The 17,148-nt window shown below is 75.4% G+C and carries 18 protein-coding genes; 11 read left to right on the top strand and 7 right to left on the bottom strand.

The features are described from left to right. Positions 1–133: 133 nt before the first annotated feature. On the bottom strand, positions 134–703 hold the full coding sequence (locus ACH5AR_RS27580) for a DoxX family protein (protein WP_396304207.1): 570 nt from the start codon (positions 701–703) through the stop codon (positions 134–136). Between the two features lie 208 nt (positions 704–911). Between ACH5AR_RS27580 and ACH5AR_RS27575 the strand changes: the two genes are divergently transcribed. Then, positions 912–1,508 (top strand): TIGR03086 family metal-binding protein, encoded by a 597-nt coding sequence (locus ACH5AR_RS27575; RefSeq protein WP_396304206.1) that lies wholly within the window; start codon positions 912–914, stop codon positions 1,506–1,508. 165 nt (positions 1,509–1,673) lie between these two features. Then, on the top strand, positions 1,674–2,132 hold the full coding sequence (locus ACH5AR_RS27570) for a hemerythrin domain-containing protein (protein WP_396304205.1): 459 nt from the start codon (positions 1,674–1,676) through the stop codon (positions 2,130–2,132). 37 nt (positions 2,133–2,169) lie between these two features. Here the strand turns inward: ACH5AR_RS27570 and ACH5AR_RS27565 are convergent, their stop codons facing one another. Beyond that, entirely contained in the window at positions 2,170–2,958 is a 789-nt protein-coding gene (locus ACH5AR_RS27565) for a VOC family protein (protein WP_396304204.1), read from the bottom strand. 312 nt (positions 2,959–3,270) lie between these two features. On the opposite strand from ACH5AR_RS27565, the gene ACH5AR_RS27560 reads away from it, so the two are divergent. The 4 genes from ACH5AR_RS27560 (at position 3,271) to ACH5AR_RS27545 (ending at position 7,976) form a co-directional block, all read left to right on the top strand. Then, the gene (locus ACH5AR_RS27560; protein WP_396304203.1) at positions 3,271–3,948 is read left to right on the top strand and encodes a TetR/AcrR family transcriptional regulator; all 678 of its coding nucleotides are present in this window, start codon (positions 3,271–3,273) and stop codon (positions 3,946–3,948) included. Between the two features lie 182 nt (positions 3,949–4,130). Continuing rightward, positions 4,131–5,657 (top strand): MFS transporter, encoded by a 1,527-nt coding sequence (locus tag ACH5AR_RS27555; RefSeq protein WP_396304202.1) that lies wholly within the window; start codon positions 4,131–4,133, stop codon positions 5,655–5,657. 238 nt (positions 5,658–5,895) lie between these two features. After that, positions 5,896–7,506 carry a cytochrome bc complex cytochrome b subunit gene (locus tag ACH5AR_RS27550; RefSeq protein WP_396304201.1) on the top strand — a complete coding sequence of 537 codons (1,611 nt, stop codon included), beginning with the start codon at positions 5,896–5,898 and terminating at the stop codon, positions 7,504–7,506. A gap of 29 nt (positions 7,507–7,535) precedes the next feature. Next, entirely contained in the window at positions 7,536–7,976 is a 441-nt protein-coding gene (locus tag ACH5AR_RS27545) for a PPOX class F420-dependent oxidoreductase (protein WP_396304200.1), read from the top strand. Between the two features lie 164 nt (positions 7,977–8,140). Here the strand turns inward: ACH5AR_RS27545 and ACH5AR_RS27540 are convergent, their stop codons facing one another. The 4 genes from ACH5AR_RS27540 to ACH5AR_RS27525 all read right to left on the bottom strand — a co-directional run bounded on the left by ACH5AR_RS27540 (position 8,141) and on the right by ACH5AR_RS27525 (position 10,410). Next, the gene (locus ACH5AR_RS27540) at positions 8,141–8,410 is read right to left on the bottom strand and encodes a DUF1876 domain-containing protein (RefSeq protein WP_396304199.1); all 270 of its coding nucleotides are present in this window, start codon (positions 8,408–8,410) and stop codon (positions 8,141–8,143) included. Positions 8,411–8,528: 118 nt separating this feature from the next. Next, positions 8,529–9,254 (bottom strand): zf-HC2 domain-containing protein, encoded by a 726-nt coding sequence (locus tag ACH5AR_RS27535; protein ID WP_396304198.1) that lies wholly within the window; start codon positions 9,252–9,254, stop codon positions 8,529–8,531. Next, positions 9,251–9,823, bottom strand: a complete 573-nt coding sequence (locus tag ACH5AR_RS27530; protein ID WP_396304197.1) for a sigma-70 family RNA polymerase sigma factor — start codon at positions 9,821–9,823, stop codon at positions 9,251–9,253. The genes ACH5AR_RS27535 and ACH5AR_RS27530 overlap by 4 nt, the downstream gene beginning before the upstream one ends. Positions 9,824–9,873: 50 nt before the next feature. Further along, on the bottom strand, positions 9,874–10,410 hold the full coding sequence (locus tag ACH5AR_RS27525; protein WP_396304196.1) for a hypothetical protein: 537 nt from the start codon (positions 10,408–10,410) through the stop codon (positions 9,874–9,876). A gap of 153 nt (positions 10,411–10,563) precedes the next feature. Between ACH5AR_RS27525 and ACH5AR_RS27520 the strand changes: the two genes are divergently transcribed. Then, on the top strand, positions 10,564–10,989 hold the full coding sequence (locus ACH5AR_RS27520) for a thioredoxin family protein (protein ID WP_396304228.1): 426 nt from the start codon (positions 10,564–10,566) through the stop codon (positions 10,987–10,989). 166 nt (positions 10,990–11,155) lie between these two features. Here ACH5AR_RS27520 and ACH5AR_RS27515 read toward each other — a convergent pair whose 3' ends face one another. Next, the gene (locus ACH5AR_RS27515) at positions 11,156–12,118 is read right to left on the bottom strand and encodes a helix-turn-helix transcriptional regulator (protein ID WP_396304195.1); all 963 of its coding nucleotides are present in this window, start codon (positions 12,116–12,118) and stop codon (positions 11,156–11,158) included. 283 nt (positions 12,119–12,401) lie between these two features. On the opposite strand from ACH5AR_RS27515, the gene ACH5AR_RS27510 reads away from it, so the two are divergent. From ACH5AR_RS27510 to ACH5AR_RS27495, 4 genes are all read left to right on the top strand, one after another. Further along, positions 12,402–13,136 (top strand): alpha/beta fold hydrolase, encoded by a 735-nt coding sequence (locus ACH5AR_RS27510; RefSeq protein WP_396304194.1) that lies wholly within the window; start codon positions 12,402–12,404, stop codon positions 13,134–13,136. A gap of 391 nt (positions 13,137–13,527) precedes the next feature. Beyond that, positions 13,528–14,970 carry a dihydrolipoyl dehydrogenase family protein gene (locus ACH5AR_RS27505; protein WP_396304193.1) on the top strand — a complete coding sequence of 481 codons (1,443 nt, stop codon included), beginning with the start codon at positions 13,528–13,530 and terminating at the stop codon, positions 14,968–14,970. Between the two features lie 137 nt (positions 14,971–15,107). After that, entirely contained in the window at positions 15,108–16,202 is a 1,095-nt protein-coding gene (locus ACH5AR_RS27500; RefSeq protein WP_396304192.1) for a WD40/YVTN/BNR-like repeat-containing protein, read from the top strand. 185 nt (positions 16,203–16,387) lie between these two features. After that, positions 16,388–17,140: a GNAT family N-acetyltransferase gene (locus ACH5AR_RS27495; RefSeq protein ID WP_396304191.1), complete on the top strand. Its 753-nt coding sequence runs from the start codon at positions 16,388–16,390 to the stop codon at positions 17,138–17,140. Positions 17,141–17,148 lie beyond the last annotated feature (8 nt).

Genomic DNA, 17,148 nt, shown 5'->3' with positions numbered 1-17,148 from the left:
GGGGCCCCCGGGGGGGGGGGGGGGGGGGGGGGGGGTTTGGGGGGGGGGGGGGGCCGGCCCCCCCCCGCCCCCCCCGGGGGGGGGGGGCCCGGGGCCCCCCCCCCCCCGGCCCCCCGCCCCGCGCTCCCGGCGGCTACTTGCGCAGCAGCAGGATCACCCCCGCCGTCACCAGGCCGACCACCACGGCGGCCGCGCCGTACGCCAGGCGGTGCGCCCGCAGCACCGGCAGGAAGCGGTCCACGGCGTAGCGGCCGGGGCCGGTCAGGGCGAGCGCGGCGGCGCCGGCGGTCAGCAGCAGCTCGTACTCGCTGCCCTTCGGGGCGAAGAAGCCGCCGCCCCAGGTGACGGCTATCGCGTTGACCATCGTGCCGACGATCGCGGCGCCCGCCAGCGGGGTCAGCAGGCCGACGGCGAGCGCCAGCCCGCCCAGCGTCTCGGTGAGGCCGGCCACCACGGCCATGGCGTTGCCGGCCGGGTAGCCGCTCATGGTGAAGAACTGACCGGTGCCGTCGATCCCGCCGCCGCCGAACCAGCCGAACAGCTTCTGGCTGCCGTGCGCGGCCATGGTCAGGCCGAGGGCCAGGCGCAGGAGCAGGAGTCCGGCGTCGTAGGCGTGCGGGGAGGTCGTCGCGGACCCGGCGGTGCCCCGGGCCGGGCTGACGGGGGTGGTGGCGGCGGTCGTGCTCGGGCTGCTGCTCGGCATGCGCGTCTCCATCGATCGGGGTTCGGTCGTCGTCCGGTACGTCCGGACGCGGTCACGGGTGGTGGTGCGGCAGGCGCGGGTCGTCACCCGGGCGCCATTGTTCAAATTTGAACCGCCGCCGTTCGACCGTACCCCTAAGTTCGAATTTGAACAACTGACGGAGCATCGGCGACTCGCGGCCGGTGCCCGGTCCGGGGAGGGTGGAGGCATGGCCCATCACACGCAGCACCGGCCGCCGGCTCGGACCGGCACCCCGTACGGCGAGGCGCTGGACGCCTTCGGCGAACGCGTCCGGCTGGTCACCCCCGCCCAGTGGGACTCCCCCACCCCGTGCAGCGACTGGTCCGTCCGCGACCTGGTCAACCACCTCACCGGCGAGCAGCTCTGGGTGCCCGAGCTGCTGATGGGCGCCACCGTCGGCGAGGTCGGCGGGCGCTTCGACGGCGACGTGCTCGGCGACGACCCGGTCGGCGCCTGGACCGCCGCCGCCGAGGCCGCCCGGGAGGCCTGGGCCGTCCCGGGTGCCACCGGGCTGACCGTCCACCTCTCCTTCGGGGACGCCTCGGGGCAGTACTACCTGGACCAGCTCACCACCGACCTGGTGATCCACTCCTGGGACCTCGCCGAGGGCATCGGGCGGCTCACCCGGCTCCCGGACGGACTCGTCGGATTCGCGCTCGACCGGTTCGCCGGGTACGGCGACCTCTCCGGCAGCGGGCTCTTCGACCCGCCGCTGCCAGTGGCCGCGGACGCCGGCCCGCAGACCCGGCTGCTGGCCCTCGCCGGGCGGCGCGACGGGGGGTGAGCGGGCGGGCCCATGGCGGGCGGGCGCCGGGCCGGCGGGCGGGCGCGGGTGCCGGGCCGCCGGTGGCGGCCTGGCGGTGGCGGGCCGGCGGTGGCGGGTCGGTGGCCGGCCCGTCGGATACTGGAAGGGTCGGGGGGCGTCTTCCGTACGAGAGGCGGGCGGGCCATGAGCCGCAGGCCTGACATCCTCGGCGAGTTCACCGCCGACCACCGGGCGGTCCTCGACCTGCTCGACCGGATCGAGGCCGCCCCGGCCGACGGCCCCGGGCGGGCCGAGCTGCTCACCCGGCTCACCGACCTGCTGTTCACCCACTGCGCCGCCGAGGAGGAGCACCTCTTCCCGCTGGTGCAGCACGACGTGGCCGACGGCGGGGCCCTGGTCTTCCGCAGCATCCACGACCACCTGGCGATCGGGCAGTACCTCGCCGACCTCCAGGAGGTCGACCCGGCCGAACCGGCCTTCGACACCCTGCTGCGCGGCCTCGCCCAGACCCTGCGGCGGCACCTGCGCGGCGAGGAGGAGCAGCTCTTCCCGGCCGCCCGGAAGGCCCTGCCCGCGGCCGCCCGCAGCGCGCTGGGCGACCGGCTGCGGGCGGAGCGGGCCGCGCTGGACGCCCCGGAGTGACCGTCCCGGCCCCGGACCGGTCAGCTCCCCGGGCGGTTCACCCCTTCGGGCCGATCACCGCGAACCGGGCGCCCTCGCGGTCCCGCAGCCGGGCCACCCGCCCGTACGGCGAGTCGAACGCCGGGCCGAACGTCCCGCCGCCCAGCTCCACGGCCCGCGCCACCGCCCGGTCCGTGTCCGGGACGGCGAAGGACACCTCCCAGTGCGGCGGCATCCCGGCCGGGCCACCCGCCTGCTCCTTGGCCAGCGCGGCGACACTGCGCCCCTCGGCGCGCAGCACCACCCGGTCGTGCTCCCAGCGGACGTCGAAGTGCTCCGGATCGCGGCCGTCCCAGCGGAACACCTCCCCGTAGAACATCGCCGCCGCGAACGGGTCCGGGGTGCGCAGCTCGATCCAGACCGGCGCCCCGGGCAGGTCCAGCTTCCTGGCCCGGCCCAGCGGGCCCTCCCAGATGCCGAACGCCGCGCCCGCCGGGTCGGCGGCGAAGGCCACCCGGCCGGCGTCGAAGGCCAGCGGGCCGACCGCCAGGGTCGCGCCGCGCTCACGCACCGCGTCGGCGACGGCGTCCGCGCTCTCCGTCCCGAAGTAGGCCGTCCACGCGACCGGGACCGCGCCGATCCCCGCGACGCCCAGCCCGGCCACCACCTCGCCGCCGACCACGGCGTGCACGTACGGCCCGAAACGGTCCGGCCCGACCTCGAACTCCCAGCCGAGCAGGGGCCCGTAGAACTCCTCGGCGTCCCGCAGCTCCCGGGCCATCAGGCTCACCCAGCACGGCACGGCCGCCACACAGCGCACCCTGGCGACCGTCTCACCGCTGCCCATCGCGAACCTCCTCGACCCGCCCCAGCGCCGGGGCCCTCCCGACTCCGACGGCCCACCGGCCGCCCGGGACGCCCACAGCCTAGGCCGACACCCGCGCCGCCCCGGGGAAGCCATGCCCGGGAGCAGCGCACCCGGCCCCTCAGGGCCCCGGTGCCGAGGAGACGCCCGCCGGGTCGGGGGAAGGGCGGCCGGCGACGGCATGTGACGCAGGTCACAGGGGTGCCGGAAATTCCGGGGACGGATTCCCCGTTTCCGAGTACGTTGGAAGAAGCGGGGAGAATTTCCCCGGTACCCTGATGAGGAGCAGTCGTCGTGACCACCACCGCCGAGCCGGTCCGACCCGCCGGGAGCGCCCGTACGCCGAAGCTGCGTGCGGACGCGAGCCGGAACCGGGAGCGGATCGTCCTGGCGGCCCGGGACGCGTTCGTCGAGCACGGCGCGGACGCGCCGCTGGACGAGATCGCGAAGCGGGCGGGAGTCGGCAATGCCACGCTGTACCGGAACTTCCCGGACCGGGTGGCGCTGATCCACGAGGTGGCGGTACTCGTCAAGAACCGCATCCTGGCTCTCGCCGAGACGGCGACGGCCGAGGCGGACGACCCTGACGGCGACGGCCCGTTCGACGCTCTCCAGCGGTTCGCGCACGCGGCCGTCGGGGAGAAGGTCGGCGGACTCTGCACCCTGTTCAGCAACCATGTCGACCCGTACGACCCGGAGTTGACCGAGATCCGGCAGCGCCTCCAGGCCGCTGTGGGCGGGCTGATGGAGCGCGCCCGGAACACGGGCGAGCTGCGGCCGGACGTCGACCACGGTGACCTGTTCATCGCGATGAGCCAGCTGACCCGCCCCCTGCCGAACACCACCTGCCGGCTGCTCGACGACTTCGTCCACCGGCACCTGCAGATCTTCCTGGACGGCCTGCGCACACCGGCTCCGTCGGTGCTGCCCGGCCGGGCCGCGACCTTCGAGGACTTCCAGCCGCAGAACTGACCGACCACCGGTACCACCGACCACCAGTACCGACGACCACCGGCACCGATCACGACCGTCCGGGCGCGCCCTGCCGCGCCCCGGCACGCCCTGCCACCGCACCGCGCCGGTGCGGCGACCCGCCGTTCCCTGACGGCACCCGACCGTTCACGCACACCACGCACCGTGAAGTGAGTACCCCCATGCCTCAAACCGACGCCCGACCGGCGACGCTGCCCGATCCCCGGCGCTGGAAGGCGCTGATATTCATCGGCCTCGCCCAGCTGATGGTCGTCCTCGACGCGACCATCGTGAACATCGCCCTGCCGTCCGCCCAGCGGGACCTGGGCATCTCCGACGGCAACCGCCAGTGGGTGATCACCGCCTACGCGCTGGCCTTCGGCGGCCTGCTGCTGTTCGGCGGGCGGATCGCGGACCTCTGGGGCCGCAAGCGGACGTTCATCGTCGGCCTGGGCGGCTTCGCCCTCGCCTCCGCACTCGGCGGCGCCGCGGCCAACACCGCGATGCTGCTCGGCGCCCGCGCGCTCCAGGGCGTGTTCGGCGCGCTGCTCGCGCCGGCCGCGCTCTCGCTGCTCGCGGTGACCTTCACCGAGGCCAGGGAGCGCGCCAAGGCCTTCGGCATCTACGGGGCGATCGCCGGTGGCGGTGGCGCCATCGGCCTGATCCTCGGCGGCCTGCTCACCGAGTACATGAACTGGCGCTGGACCTTCTTCGTCAACATCCCGTTCGCCATCGTGGCCGCCGCAGGCGCCGTGCTGGTGATCCGCGAGCCCGCCGAGGGCCGCAACCGCAACCGGCTGGACGTCCCGGGCGTGCTGCTGGTGACCACCGGGCTGGTCTCGCTGGTCTACGGCTTCACCCGTGCCGAGTCGGACGGCTGGTCGTCCGGCAGCACCATCGGCCTGTTCGTCGCGGCCGCCGTACTGCTGACCGCCTTCGTGCTGGTGGAGCGCCGGGTCAAGGCCCCGCTGCTGCCGCTGCGCGTGGTGCTCGACCGCAACCGCGGCGGGATCTACCTGTCGCTGGGCATGGCCGTGATCGGCATGTTCGGGCTGTTCCTGTTCCTGACCTACTACCTGCAGATCGTGCTCGGCTACAGCCCGGTGCTGACCGGCGTGGCCTTCCTGCCGATGGTGGCGGGCATGATCACCGGCTCGACCCAGATCGGTGCCCGGCTGATGACGCGCGTCCCGGCGCGCTACCTGATGGCGCCCGGCTTCCTGGTCGCCTCGGCCGGCATGTTCCTGCTGACCCACATCGGCCTGAACACCTCCTACCCGGCGCTGATCCTGCCCGGCCTGGTCCTGATGGGCCTCGGCATGGGCACGGCGTTCATGCCCGCCATGAGCCTCGCCACGCACGGCGTCCAGCCGCGCGACGCGGGCGTCGCCTCGGCGATGGTCAACACCTCCCAGCAGGTCGGCGGCGCCATCGGCACCGCGCTGCTGAACACCATCGCGGCCAGCGCGACCGCCACCTGGCTGGCCTCGCACGCCACCGCGGCGGCCGCCTCGCCGGAGGCTGCCAAGGCGCTCCAGTTCCAGGGCATGGTGCACGGCTTCTCGACCGCGATCTGGGTGTCCTTCGGGATCCTGGTGGCGGCCGCCGCCGTCGCCTTCACCTTCGTCAACGCCGGCCGGCCGGGTGCCGTGGCGGGCTCGGGTGCGGGCGCGGCGCAGGAGAACGAGGTGCCGGTGCTGGTGCACTGACACCCGCAGGGGTGACTCGGGTGCGTACGCGGCCCGTCCGGCGTCCTTCGGGGACGCCGGGCGGGCCGCTCGCCGTGTCCGGGCCCTTCGCCCGCACCACGCCGCACCGCAGCGCCGGGGCGGCCCCAGGCGGGAAGTGGCCCCCCGGGGTGGAAGTGGGGATCACTCCCCGATTATGGTGGCGTCCAGTGCGAATCGGGGGCATCTCCCCGTTTCCTTTGGACCGAGGTGCGTGCACATGACCCGGAATCAGAGCCCAGGGCGGGCGCAGCGGGCCGCCGACTGGACGGACGGCCGGCTGGGGATCTACTCCCTCGCCAGGGCCAACCTGCGGAAGGTCTTCCCGGACCACTGGTCCTTCATGCTGGGCGAGATCTGCCTCTACACCTTCCTGATCATCATCCTGACCGGTGTCTGGCTGACGCTGTTCTTCAAGCCCGGCATGGGCGAGGTGGTCTACGACGGCTCGTACGTGCCGCTCAAGGGCGTCCCGATGTCGGAGGCGTACGCCTCCACGGTGGACATCAGCTTCGAGGTGCGCGGCGGTCTGCTGATCCGGCAGATCCACCACTGGGCGGCGATCGTCTTCGTGGCCGCGATGTTCGTCCACATGATGCGGGTGTTCTTCACCGGCGCGTTCCGCAAGCCGCGTGAGGTCAACTGGGTCTTCGGCTTCCTGCTGCTCTTCCTCGGCATGCTGGACGGCTTCTTCGGCTACTCGCTGCCGGACGACCTGCTGTCGGGCACCGGTATCCGCTTCATCGAGGGCTCGATCCTCGCCGTCCCGCTGGTCGGCACCTACGTCCAGATGTTCCTGTTCGGGGGCGAGTTCCCCGGCCACGACATCGTGCCGCGGTTCTTCACCATCCACGTGCTGCTGATCCCGGGCATCATGCTCGGCCTGCTGGTCGCCCACCTGATCCTGGTCTTCTACCACAAGCACACCCAGTGGGCGGGCCCGGGCAGGACCGGGAAGAACGTCGTCGGCATGCCGCTGATGCCGGTCTACATGGCCAAGGCCGGCGGGTTCTTCTTCCTGGTGTTCGGCGTCATCGCGGCCGTCTCGGCGATCGCGACGGTCAACCCGATCTGGGCGTACGGCCCGTACCGCCCGGACCAGGTCTCCACCGACGCCCAGCCCGACTGGTACATGGGCTTCGCCGAGGGCCTGATCCGGATCATGCCCGGCTGGGAGATCGGGCTGTGGGGGCACACCCTGAACCTCGGGGTGCTCGTCCCGTTCGCGCTGTTCCCGCTGGTGCTGGGCGCCATCGCGGTCCACCCCTTCGTGGAGGCCTGGGTGACCGACGACGACCGGGAGCACCACCTGCTCGACCGGCCGCGCAACGCGCCCGTCCGCACCGCGCTCGGCGCCGCCTGGATCAGCCTGTACCTGGTCGCCCTCGCGGCCGGCGGCAACGACCTGATCGCCACCCACCTGCACCTGTCGCTCGACACCATCACGTACGCCGCCCGCGTCGGCTTCTTCGCCGTCCCCGTCCTCGTCTTCGTCGTCACCAGGCGCTGGTGCCTCGGCCTCCAGCGGCGGGACCGCGACAAGGTGCTGCACGGGCGCGAGACGGGCGTCATCAGGCGCCTGCCGCACGGCGAGTTCACCGAGGTGCACGCCCCGCTCGCGCCGCGGGAACTGCACCGGCTCACGGCGCACGAACAGCCCCGCCCCCTCGAACTGCCCGCCCCGGTGGACGAGAATGGAGTGGCCCGCCCGGCGGGGGTGCTCACCCGCACCCGAACCCGGCTCTCCCGCGGGTTCCACGGCGAGTACGGGCGGATCCCCAAGCCCACCGCCGAGGAGTTCCGCGAGATCACCGAGGGCCACGGGCACTGACCCGCCCCCCGACGGCACAGGGAGGACAGGTGCACCACCGAACCGACCGGCTCGCCGACAGCAGGTACCTGCTGCTCACCACCTTCGGCGAGGACGGCAGCCGGATGGAGTCCCAGCTCTGGGTGGTGCCGGACGGCACCGCCCTCGGGGTCTGGACCCCGGCCCACTCCGGCGAGGCCGAACGGATCCGGCGCCACCCGCGCGTCCTGGTCGGCCCCTGCGACGCCCACGGGCGCCCCACCGGCCGCCCCGTCCCGGCGCGGGCCCGGCTGTGCGACGCCGAGGACACCGCGCGCTACCGCACGTCACTGATCAACAAGTACGGCCTGACGGCCCTGGTCGCGCTGGCCCGCAGCCGGTTCCGGGTGGGGCTGGCCGGGACGGTCGGCATCCGGATCACGCCGAACGCCCTGGAGCAGCGGCTGGTCGGCCCGGAGTGGCGGCCGCCCGCCGACTACTGCGTGAACTGACGGCCCGACATGCCCTCGTAGACGACCGCTCCCGGGGCGGGGCACCGTTCCCGGAGCACCGCGCACCGGAGCACCGCGCACCGGCACGCCGGACGCCGGGCCGCGCCCACCAGGGCCCCGGCACCCGGCGTCCGCCGGGACCGCCGCCGCCGGCGGGCGGGCGGTCACGACAGCGGATGCGTCGGGACCGGACTGACCTCCTGGATCTCGCCGTGCGCCTTGGTGAGCAGCTGCGAGGCGAGCTCGTTGAGCGCCCGCGCCCCCGCGATCTCCTCGCCGACCCTCAGCTGCTCCGGGTCGGAGGGGTGGCGGCTGCTGAAGCCGTGGGCGCGCAGCTCGCTCCCGTCGGCGAGCCGCAGCAGCGCCGCGGCGCTCGTCCGCGCACCCTCTTCGCGGAACTCCATCTCGATGTGCCAACCGACCAGAGTCTTCATGGCGGATCACCTCCATCGGTTACCCCTCCAGAGTGCGCCGCCCGCACCGCGAAGACCACAGGGAGGGGGTTGAACAGGTTCGATCCCGCTGCGCGGAGCCGCCTCCGGCCTGCCGCGGTCAGGCGCGGTGGACCGGGACGGCGACCAGGAGGGTGCCGCCGTTCTGGACGCGGACCTCGAAGTGGTCGATGTCTCCGAGCGGGAACGCCGTGCCACCGGTGGTGCGCACCGTTCCGTCCCGGTCCGCGTAGGCGCCCGCCGGAACGGACCAGGTGGTGACGGCCTGCTGCTCGCCGGTGCGCGAGACGGCGAGCAGTTGGCAGGTCAACGGGCCGCGGACGCCGGAGAGTTGCAGGGCCACCCGGGTGCCCCAGGCGGCGCCGTCCACCCCGACGGTGGCGTGCGCGCCGGTGGTCGGGTCGGTGGCGCTGAACTGCTCGGCCACCGCGACCACCGCGGGGGTGGTTTCGGCGGTGAGCACCGCGGCGGTGACGGCGGGACCGGCCGCGACCATCGCGGTGGCGGCCAGGGCCAGCACCAGCCGCCGCACCCGGCCCCGCCTCCGGGTGGTGGCGACCTCGGCGACCAGCCGGTCCAGCAGCCGCGGGTCCGGCTGCGGGGCGGGGCCGGCCGGATCCGCCCCGGCGGCCCGCGCGGTGGCCGCGTACTGGGCCAACAGCGGCTCCACCGGGCGGAGTTCGGCCACCTGCCCGGTGCACTGCGGGCAGTCGGCGAGGTGTCGTTCGAAGGCCGCGCGCTCGGCGGGCTCCAGCAGGCCGAGGACGTACGCGCCGGCGTCGAGGTGCTCCGGGCCGCCGGGCGGCCGGTCGGGGTGCCTGGTCACGGTGTCACTCCCCGTTCCTCCAGCGCGAGCCTGAGCGAGCGCAGCGCGTAGAACACCCGCGAGCGCACCGTCCCGGCCGGGATGCCGAGTGCGGCGGCCGCCTCGTTGGCCGTGCGGCCCTTCAGGTAGGTCTCGACGATGACCTCCCGGTGGGCGGGCGAGAGGTCGCCGAGCGCGTCCGCGACGGTCATCGTGCGCAGGGCCCGGTCGATCCCGTCCTCGGCCGGCAGCTGCTCCAGCACCGCGGCGTCCACCTCCCGGGGCCGGGCCTGGGCGCTGCGGTGGCCGTCGATCACGATCCGCCGCGCGACGGTGACCAGCCAGGGCCGCAGCGAGCCCGCCTCCGGGTCGAGCCGGTGGATGTTGCGCCAGGCGCGGACCAGGGTCTCCTGCACGACGTCCTCGGCCCGCTGCCGGTCCCCGGCGACCAGGTGGAGCACGAACCCGAACAGCGGACCGGCGTGCTCGCGGTACAGGGCGCGCATCAGGTCCTCGTCCGCCGCCCCCGCGCCGTGGCCGCCGCCGCCGCGGCCGGGGTGCTCCTCGGTCACCACTTCATCGTTGCGCACCCGGGCCTCCTGGGCGAGGGCGGCCGGAGCCGTCACCGGAGCCGAGCCGGTCAGTAGCCCGGGGCCCCGGGCATCGGGGTGCTCCCTGCCGTGGCGGGCGCCCTGCCGCCGCTCGGGGTCAGCGCGAACCAGGTGCCGCCGACGCCCTGGCCCTTGGTGTCGCCGGGCTTGGCGTCCGGCGAGTAGCGGTAGGCCGGCCAGCCGTTCAGGGTGACCTGCCGGGTGCCGTCGGCACGGGTGACGGTGCCGACCAGCTTGCTGTCGATGCCCTTCACCGTGACGTTGCCGTCGGCGTGCTCGGGCGGCCAGACGACGGCGCAGCTGCCGTTGCAGGTGGACTCCGGGGGGCTGTTCCGGTCCTGGTCGAAGCGGTAGAGGGTGAAACCGGCGCTGTCGGTGACGATGGTGCCCAGCTTCGGGTCCTGGGCGGTCCGCATCGTCACGGCCGAGGCGCCCGGGCTGCCCGCCGGGGACGACGAGCCGCCGGACGAACCGCCGGAGGAGCCGCAGCCGGCGATCAGGGCGGCGGCGGCGATGCCGGACGCGGTCAGCGCGAGGCTCCGACGGGTGCGGGGTGTGCTGCGCATGGGGTGCCTCCCGCAGATGGGGAATGAACCTGGACGAACCGGACACCCTTCTGTACGGGCGGCGGGCGCCGCCTGCTCGACCCGGGCGCCGGAAGCCGCCGGAACGGCTCCGGAATACCCCACCGACCAGGACCGTTGTGGCGGGCGCACGGGCTGAACCGCCGCCTCCGGAAGGGAAGGAACCGCGAGATGAGCAACACGGTCGAGCTGACCAAGGAGAACTTCGACGAGATCGTCCCGGGCCCGGAGGGAAAGGACTTCGTCTTCATCGACTTCTGGGCCGGGTGGTGCGGGCCGTGCCGCCAGTTCGCCCCGGTGTACGAGAAGGCCGCGGAGCGCCACCCGGACCTGGTCTTCGCCAAGGTGGACACCGAGGCGCAGCAGGAGCTGGCGGCCGCCTTCGAGGTCCAGTCGATCCCGACCCTGGCGATCATCCGCGAGGGCGTGCTCGTCTTCTCGCAGCCCGGCGCGCTGCCGGAGGCGGTGTTCGAGGACCTGATCGGTCAGGCCCGCGGCCTGGACATGGCCGAGGTGAAGCGCAAGGTCGCCGAGGAGCAGGCGGCCGACGGCCAGGCCTGACTCCGGGGCGCCCGAGGGCCCGGGGAGCGTCGTCTCCCCGGGCCCTCGGCATACCCGGGGCCCCCTGCCGTGGCCGGGGCCCCTGCCGTACCCGGGCGCGCCGGGCCCGGCCAGCGCCGCCGCGCCGCGCCCTCGGGACGACCCGGCCGTCCGGGCCGCTCGGCCGTCAGGACGGCTCGGCGCCCCAGTCGGCGAGCCGGGCCGCGAGCGCCCGTACCTCGGCGCGCAGGGCCGCGGGCTCCCGGACGGTGAACGGCCACCCGAGGCCCGCCAGCAGCAGCGCGACGCCGTCCAGGTTCTGCGCCCGGGCCCGCAGCAGGACCCTGCCCCCGGCGAGTTCGGTGAGCCGCCCGACGGCGGGCGGCAGCCGGCGGCGGGCCTCGGCGAGGGTGGTCTCCAGCTCCACCTCCACCCGGTGGCGCCAGGGCGCCTCGGCCAGCGACTCGACCACCCGCTGGACCGGGTCGAAGTCCTCCGGCGGCTCGAAACCGGTCTCGCCCTGCTCCACCCGGGTGATCCGGTCCAACCGGAAGGTGCGCGGCTCGCCGCTGCGGTGGTCGAGCCCGGTGGTGTACCAGCGGCCGGCGTGGAAGACCAGCCCGTACGGGTCGAACTCGCGCTCGCTGGGCCGGTCCTCGCGGTCGCGGTAGGCGAGCCGCACCCGGCGGCGCCGCCGGGCCGCCTCGGCCAGGGTGAACAGCGCGGCCGCGGCCGGCCCCGGGCCGCCGACGGGGGCGGCGGTGAACCCGAGGGTCTGCTCGACGGCCGAGACCCGCTCGCGCAGCGGCGCCGGCAGCACCCGTTGGATCTTGGCGAGGGCGGCCTCGGCGGCCCCCTCCCCCACCGACAGGCCGGAGCTGCGCCCTGCCAGCAGGCCCAGCACCACGGCGGCCGCCTCGTCCGGGGTGAGCATCAGCGGCGGCAGGCGGTAGCCCGGCCGCAGGCGGTACCCGCCGTAGCAGCCGCGGTCGGCTTGGACGGGGATGCCGAGTTCGGCCAGCCGGGCGGCATAGCGGCGGACGGTGCGCTCGTCCACGTCGAGCCGGGCGGCCAGTTCGGCGCCGGTCAGCCCCGGGCGGTCCTGGAGCAGCTCCAACAGGGCGAGGACTCGGCTGACCGGGTGATCCACCGGGTGCTCCTTTTCCACTCTCCGCGCCGTCCGGGGCCGCCCGCGCGGCACCCCGGCGGAGATCCGACGGCGACGCATGGGAAATCCGGGCGAATTCTGTCCGGTTCCGATCCTAGAGTCGTCCGTGGAGGTCGGCGGCGGCGACGACCGGCCGCGGAGGAGGCTCCGGGGCGGCGAGCCCGCCGCGCCTGCGCCCGCGCCGGCGCCGTGGATGCCGCCGCAGCCCGTCGCGGCCCGTCGCGGCCTCCCCTGACATCCAAACCGAGGAACGGAGTGATCCGCCATGAGCACGTTCGTACTGGTCCCGGGGTTCTGGCTCGGCGCCTGGGCCTGGGACGAGGTGGCCGCCCCGCTGCGCGCGGCCGGGCACCGCGTGTACCCCGTCAGCCTGCCCGGGCTGGCCGAACGCGCCACCGAGGAAGGCCGGTTCGGACTGGAGGAGCACATCGCCGACCTCGTCGGCCTGCTGGTCCGGGAGGACCTGACGGACGTCGTGGTGGTCGCCCACAGCGGCGCCTGCGCCCCGGTCGGCGGGCTCGCGGACCGGGTGCCGGAGCGGATCCGCCGGGTGGTCTACCTGGACAGCGGTCCGCTGCTCGACGGCACCTCGGTGTACGACCTCTGGCAGCCCGACTACCAGCGGATGGCCGACGCCTCGGTCGTCGACGGCCGGCTCCCGATGCCCTCCTGGGAGTTCCAGTCCGAGCACGGCGCGAGCGTGGCGGGGCTGGACGAAGCCGCTCTCGCCCGGATCCGGGCCCGCGCCACCCCGCACCCGGCCGGGGCGTTCCGGGACCGGCTGCGGCTGACCGGCGCCGGGGCCGCGCTGCCGCAGGCGCTGATCTCCTGCTCCTTCCCGCTCGCCCAGGTGCGCGAGCTGATCGCCGCCGGGCACCCCTTCTTCGCCGGGATGGCCGGGCCGAACTGGGAGCTGCGCGAACTGCCCACCGGGCACTGGCCGATGTTCTCCCGCCCGGCCGACACGGCGGCGGTGCTGGCGGAGCTCGCCGCGCTCTGAGCCGGGCGCGGGCCCGGCCCGGCCCGTCTCGCACCGGTCGCCCCCTTGCTGTCCCGTCCGCGCTGTCCCGTCCGCGCCCGACGGTGTGCCCCACGGCGCCCTCGGCGTGTCCGTCCGTCGCGCAACCGCGTCCGGAACGGCAGGATGGGGCCCACGCCGTACCCGAGCGATGAGCGAGCACCGTGCGCGATCAGCCCAGCCGTACCGAACCGCCGGACGCCGTGCCGGAGTTCCGGCCCGGCCGCGGTCCGCTGCGGGCGGGCCGGGCCCGGCCCGGGTACGGCACCGGGGGCGGGGGCCGGTGCGCCCGGCCGCCCCACAGCTGCGAGCGCACGGCCGTCGCCCCCGACCGGCGGGCTGCGGCGGCCACCGAGACGACGGAGGACAGGGCATGACCAGCACCGCCGAGGAGTACGACGTCATCGTCCTGGGGGCCGGGCCGACCGGCGAGAACGTGGCCGACCGGACGGTCGCCGCAGGGCTGCGCACCGTGATCGTGGAGGCCGAGCTGGTCGGCGGCGAGTGCTCGTACTGGGCCTGCATGCCCAGCAAGGCGCTGCTGCGGCCGGCGGCGGCGCTGGCCGACGCCCGTGCGGTGGCGGGCGCCCGGGAGGCGGTCGGCGACCGGCGGCTCGACCCGGCCGCGGTGCTCGCCCGGCGGAACTCCTTCGCCTCCGACTGGAAGGACGACGGCCAGGTGCAGTGGCTGCGGGACACCGGCATCGAGCTGGTGCGCGGGCACGGGCGGCTGGCCGGGGTGCGGACGGTGGCGGTGGAGGCCGAGGACGGCAGCGAGCGGGTGCTCACCGCCCGGCACGCCGTCGCGGTGTGCACCGGCAGCCGCCCGGTGCTGCCCGCGCACGTGCCGGGGCTCGCCGAGGTCCACCCGTGGACCAACCGGGAGGCGACCGCTGCGCAGAGCGTCCCCGGGCGGCTGGCGGTGGTCGGCGGCGGGGTGGTCGGGGTGGAGATGGCCGCGGCCTGGCGGGCGCTCGGCTCCGAGGTGGCGCTGCTGGTGCGCGGCGACAAGCTGCTGCCGCGGATGGAGCCGTTCGCCGGCGAGCTGGTCGCGGAGGGCCTGCGGGCCGCCGGGGTGGACCTCCGCTTCGGCACCGAGGTCACCGCGCTGGAGCGGGGGGACGGCTCCGGGCCGGTCACCCTCACCCTCGACGGCGGCGGCACGCTGACCGCCGACGAGGTGCTGTACGCGACCGGCCGGGCCCCGCGCACCGCCGACATCGGGCTGGAGCAGGTCGGGCTGAAGCCGGGCGACTGGCTGGAGGTGGACGACAGCTGCACCGTGCTCGGCGTGGCCGGCGGGTGGCTCTACGCCGCCGGGGACGTCAACCACCGGGCGCTGCTCACCCACCAGGGCAAGTACCAGGCCCGGATCACCGGGGCGGCGATCGCCGCCCGCGCGCAGGGGCGCCGGCTGGACACCTCGCGCTGGGGCGCGCACTCCGCCTCCGCGGACCTCGCGGGCGCGCCCCAGGTGGTGTTCACCCAGCCCGAGGTCGCCGCCGTCGGGCTGACCGCGGCCGCCGCCGAGGAGGCCGGGCTGCGGGTGAAGGTCATCGACCACGAGATCGGCGCCGTCGCCGGGGCCTCGCTGTACGGCGACGACTACCGCGGCCGGGCCCGGGTCGTCTTCGACCTGGACCGGGAGGTGCTCGTCGGAGCCTGCCTGGTCGGCCCCGGGGTGGCCGAGCTGCTGCACTCGGCGACCGTCGCGGTGGTCGGCGAGGTGCCGATCGACCGGCTCTGGCACGCGGTGCCCTCGTACCCGACGATCAGCGAGGTCTGGCTGCGGCTGCTGGAGGACTGCCGCGGGTAGCGGGCGCGGACGGCCCCTCGGCCGTGGCGGCCTCCCGGGTGACCGGCGCGGCGAGGTGTGACCGCCGGTGGACGGCGGGACACTGGCAGTCGGGGGCCGTCCCGGGGGGCCGTGCTCGTGACCAGGTGGTGTGAGGCATGACCGAGGTGCTGTTGGCCGTCGGAACCGAGAAGGGCCTCTTTCTCGGCCGCAGCCGCGACCGGCTGACGTGGGACTTCAGCGGGCCGCACTTCCCGATGAACGCGATCTACTCCGTCTCCATCGACCGCCGCGGCGGCCGGACCAGGGTGCTGGTCGGCGCCGACAGCAGCCACTGGGGCCCGTCGGTCTGGCGCTCCGACGACCTCGGCGCCGGCTGGACCGAACCGCCGCGGCCGGCCGTCCGCTTCCCGGAGTCCACCGGCGCCTCGCTCACCCGGGTCTGGCAGCTCCAGCCCGCCGGGGAGGAGGCGCCCGGCGTGGTCTACGCGGGAACCGAGCCGGCCGCGCTGTTCCGCTCCACCGACGGCGGCGAGACCTTCGCCCTGGTCGAGCCGCTGTGGAACCACCCGCAGCGGCCGCAGTGGGGCGCCGGCTACGGAGGGCAGGGCCTGCACACCATCCTGACCGACCCGCGCGACCCCCAGCGGCTGCTGGTCGCCGTCTCCAGCGGCGGCGTCTACCGCAGCAAGGACGGCGGCGACAGCTGGCAGCCCTCCAACACCGGCCTGCGCGCCGAGTTCTTCCCCGAGGAGGGCCAGTACCCCGAGTTCGGCCAGTGCGTGCACAAGATCGCTCCGGACCCCGTCCACCCGGACCGGCTCTACCTCCAGAACCACGGCGGCGTCTACCGCAGCGACGACTGGGGCGGCAGCTGGCGCTCGATCGTGGACGGGCTGCCCGCCGAGTTCGGCTTCGCCGTGGCCGCCCACCCGCGCCAGGGCGACACCGCCTACCTCTTCCCGCTGGGCGGCGCTGACGACCGCATCCCGCCGGGCCGCCGCTGCCGGGTCTTCCGCACCACCGACGGCGGCAACAGCTGGCAGCAGCTCGCCCGGGGCCTGCCCGGCGAGGACCACTACGGCATCGTGCTGCGCGACGCCCTGCGCACCGACGACGCCGACCCGGCCGGGATCTACTTCGGCAACCGGACCGGCGACGTGTACGGCAGCCGGGACGAGGGCGAGAGCTGGTCGCTGCTGATCTCCCACCTCCCGGACGTGCTCTGCCTCCGGGCCGCGGTGGTCGCCTGAGGCGGGGAGCCTCGCGGGGCGCGGCGCGGTCGCCGGGCGCGGCGGGCACGCAGGGCCGGGATCCACGCAGGGCCGGGGTCGCGGTCGCCCGGCGCGGCGGTGGCCGGAAATAACCGGTTGCCGGACGGCACGGCCTCGTTGAGCATGGGCCGCCGACGATCGATCACGTGAGGGTGGGGGTGGCCATGGCCCAAGACCTGGTGGTCCGGCGGGGCGCCGACGGCGAACCGGTACTGCGTTACCTGCCGGGCGAGCGGGAGGGGCGGCCCTGGGCCGACCTGCTGGAGGTCCTGGACGAACGGGCGGGCGCCGTCGGGTTCATCCGGGCCGAGCTGCCCGGCTGGGTGGTCTCCGGCCCGCCCGCGCTCGGTCGGGAGCTGATGGCGCACGGCGCGCGGGTGCTGCGGCACGCCCACACCCTCCGCCGCGACCTGCGCGCCGATCCCCCGCCCGCCGACTGGGCGGCCACGCCGCTGCGCGACGGCCTGCGGGCGGTGCCCTGCGACCGCCCGCCCGAGGAGCTGTACGGCGCCTGGCGGGCGGCCTTCGCCCCCGGCCACGTCGACTTCCGCCCGGGCGAGGACGCCCGGGTGCTGGCCGAGCGCGTCGCCCCGGTGCTCGCGGGCGAGCTGATCGGGCCGGTGCTGCCGTCCAGCCTGCTCGCGGTGGACGGCGAGGACCGCGTGGTCGCCGGGCTGGTCCTCACCGACCGCGACGGCCGCCCCTGGGTCGCGGAGGTCTTCCGGCACCCGGAGCGCGGCTACCGGGGCCTCGGCGCCGACCTGCTGCGCCGCGGCCTCGGGGACGCCGCCGCGCGTGGGCTCGCCGACGTGACGCTGGTGGTGTCCGAGGGCAATCCGGCCCGCCGGCTCTACGAGTCGCTGGGCTTCCTGCACCAGGAGACCTCCCTGACCGTGGTCGTCCCCGACGCCGCCTGAGGGCCCGG

This window comes from Kitasatospora sp. NPDC018619, from assembly GCF_044391605.1.
In the GTDB taxonomy this organism is placed as follows: domain Bacteria; phylum Actinomycetota; class Actinomycetes; order Streptomycetales; family Streptomycetaceae; genus Kitasatospora.
Note: the sequence above shows the minus strand (reverse complement) of the source record. Positions and strands in the feature narration are given on the sequence as shown.

Excerpts from the sequence above, each read along its gene's own strand:
- ACH5AR_RS27580 (WP_396304207.1), bottom strand. The coding sequence starts at position 703 with ATGCCGAGCAGCAGCCCGAGCACGACCGCCGCCACCACCCCCGTCAGC.
- ACH5AR_RS27575 (WP_396304206.1), top strand. The coding sequence starts at position 912 with ATGGCCCATCACACGCAGCACCGGCCGCCGGCTCGGACCGGCACCCCG.
- ACH5AR_RS27570 (WP_396304205.1), top strand. The coding sequence starts at position 1,674 with ATGAGCCGCAGGCCTGACATCCTCGGCGAGTTCACCGCCGACCACCGG.
- ACH5AR_RS27565 (WP_396304204.1), bottom strand. The coding sequence starts at position 2,958 with ATGGGCAGCGGTGAGACGGTCGCCAGGGTGCGCTGTGTGGCGGCCGTG.
- ACH5AR_RS27555 (WP_396304202.1), top strand. The coding sequence starts at position 4,131 with ATGCCTCAAACCGACGCCCGACCGGCGACGCTGCCCGATCCCCGGCGC.
- ACH5AR_RS27550 (WP_396304201.1), top strand. The coding sequence starts at position 5,896 with ATGACCCGGAATCAGAGCCCAGGGCGGGCGCAGCGGGCCGCCGACTGG.
- ACH5AR_RS27540 (WP_396304199.1), bottom strand. The coding sequence starts at position 8,410 with ATGAAGACTCTGGTCGGTTGGCACATCGAGATGGAGTTCCGCGAAGAG.
- ACH5AR_RS27525 (WP_396304196.1), bottom strand. The coding sequence starts at position 10,410 with ATGCGCAGCACACCCCGCACCCGTCGGAGCCTCGCGCTGACCGCGTCC.
- ACH5AR_RS27510 (WP_396304194.1), top strand. The coding sequence starts at position 12,402 with ATGAGCACGTTCGTACTGGTCCCGGGGTTCTGGCTCGGCGCCTGGGCC.
- ACH5AR_RS27505 (WP_396304193.1), top strand. The coding sequence starts at position 13,528 with ATGACCAGCACCGCCGAGGAGTACGACGTCATCGTCCTGGGGGCCGGG.
- ACH5AR_RS27500 (WP_396304192.1), top strand. The coding sequence starts at position 15,108 with ATGACCGAGGTGCTGTTGGCCGTCGGAACCGAGAAGGGCCTCTTTCTC.
- ACH5AR_RS27495 (WP_396304191.1), top strand. The coding sequence starts at position 16,388 with ATGGCCCAAGACCTGGTGGTCCGGCGGGGCGCCGACGGCGAACCGGTA.